At 70.9% G+C, this 1,585-nt stretch carries 1 protein-coding gene; it reads left to right on the top strand.

What is annotated here, in order from left to right:
• The first annotated feature begins 726 nt into the window (after positions 1-726).
• On the top strand, positions 727-1,356 hold the full coding sequence (locus tag FrCorBMG51_RS02380) for a MarR family winged helix-turn-helix transcriptional regulator (RefSeq protein ID WP_083730862.1): 630 nt from the start codon (positions 727-729) through the stop codon (positions 1,354-1,356).
• Positions 1,357-1,585 lie beyond the last annotated feature (229 nt).

Raw genomic sequence — 1,585 nt, 5'->3', positions numbered from 1 at the left:
CCGGCTGGAACGCCGGCTGCCGCACCGGTTGGGACGCCGGGCCGATCCAGGCCTGCGCGGGCAGCGCCTGCGGGGCCTGCGGGGCCTGCGGGGCCGGGGAGGCCTGCGGGCCGGCGGGGTCGCCCGACGAAGCGGTCGGGACAGGCCGCCCGGGCATCCGCCAGGATCGCCGCTCGGCCCCGCCGCCCCGCCCGGGGCCTGCCCTGCTACCCCGACCACCCCGGCCTGGCCGTGACGCGCCGTCGCCGGAGCCGGTACGACCCGAGCCCGGAATGACGGTGGGTGCTGTTGTGGCAGTCGAACGTGACAGTCGAACGTGGCAGGTCGAATGTTGTGGTCGAATGTGACAGTCGAATGTGGTGGTCAAATATGGTGCTCGAAGAAGTCGCGGCAGCGTGTGGGCGGCCTCCGAAGCGTCGAACCGCGCCGGAAGAACCGGCCGGTACGTCATCGTCCTGAACCGGGACCCGGAATGCGGATCGTCGTTCGACACCTGGTGTCGGGAATGTGGCCGGACGACATCCGGGTCAGCGAGTGGTCCGGCCGTCTTCGCCAGGGCACGGCTGGTCACGGCGCTACGGACACGTGGTCGTTCTCTCGGTCCGCCTTATTCTACCTGCTTTAGTCCGGTGCCCCGCTCGCACGCTTCGGCCACGAGCTAATGGACATTACCTGTCTCTCGGCTCACCTTGACAGATAGCGGCGAAAGGTTGCTACAGTCGGCCCATGCGAATGGCGGACGACGAACGGCACCACGGCATCGACGCGAAAGTCGTTGCCGCCCTGGACGTCATCGGCGACGCCCTGCACGTACTGGCCCGGCGTACCGCCGAGACGCACGGGCTTTCGTCGACGCAGCTGCGTATCCTGGCCTATCTGCACCACGGCCCCCCGCCGCGGGCACAGAGCACGGCGCTGGCCCGCGAGCTCAACGTCGCCGACCCGACAGTCAGCGACGCGGTCGGTGCCCTGCACCGTAAGGGGCTCGTCGAGCGCAGACGCGATCCCGACGACGGCCGGCAGCAGCAGATCGTCCTCACCCTGGCAGGCCGGCGGATCGCCGCCAAGGCCGCGCGCCGGATGGTACCCGCCGAGATCGCCCTGTCGAGCATCGACCCGACGCAGGCCGAGGACCTGTTCATCGCGCTGCTGGCCGTCCTGCAACGCTTCCACGAGGCCGATCTGATCCCCGTGTCCCGCTCCTGCACCACGTGCGACCACCTCACGGTCGCCCCGGGCACCCGCTCCGCGCGCACGCACCGCTGCGCCTACTTCGACCACGACCTGCCACCGTCCGCCCTGCGTGTCGACTGCGCCCAGCACCGCACCAAAGGCTCCCTGACCGCGGTCAGCTGACACCGCTCGTATGTCCCGCCCGGAGGTTCAGGCGGGTGTGGTTGCCTCGAAGTGGCTTGGTTGGCCGTTGCGCAGCACGAGACGGCCGAGCCGTTCGGCGTCGGTCCGCCGCGTCAGCTCCCAGCCGCCGTCCAGGCGGTGCAGCGCCACCGAATGCCAGGGTGTGGCCCAGGCGTCGCGGGCGTCCAGCAGGCGGATACCGAGCTTGGCCGCGCCCCGCCGCTGCGGG

The sequence above is a fragment of the Protofrankia coriariae genome, assembly GCF_001017755.1.
In the GTDB taxonomy this organism is placed as follows: Bacteria; Actinomycetota; Actinomycetes; order Frankiales; family Frankiaceae; genus Protofrankia; species Protofrankia coriariae.
This window is presented reverse-complemented; position numbering and strand designations above follow the sequence as displayed.

Excerpts from the sequence above, each read along its gene's own strand:
- FrCorBMG51_RS02380 (WP_083730862.1), top strand. The coding sequence starts at position 727 with ATGCGAATGGCGGACGACGAACGGCACCACGGCATCGACGCGAAAGTC.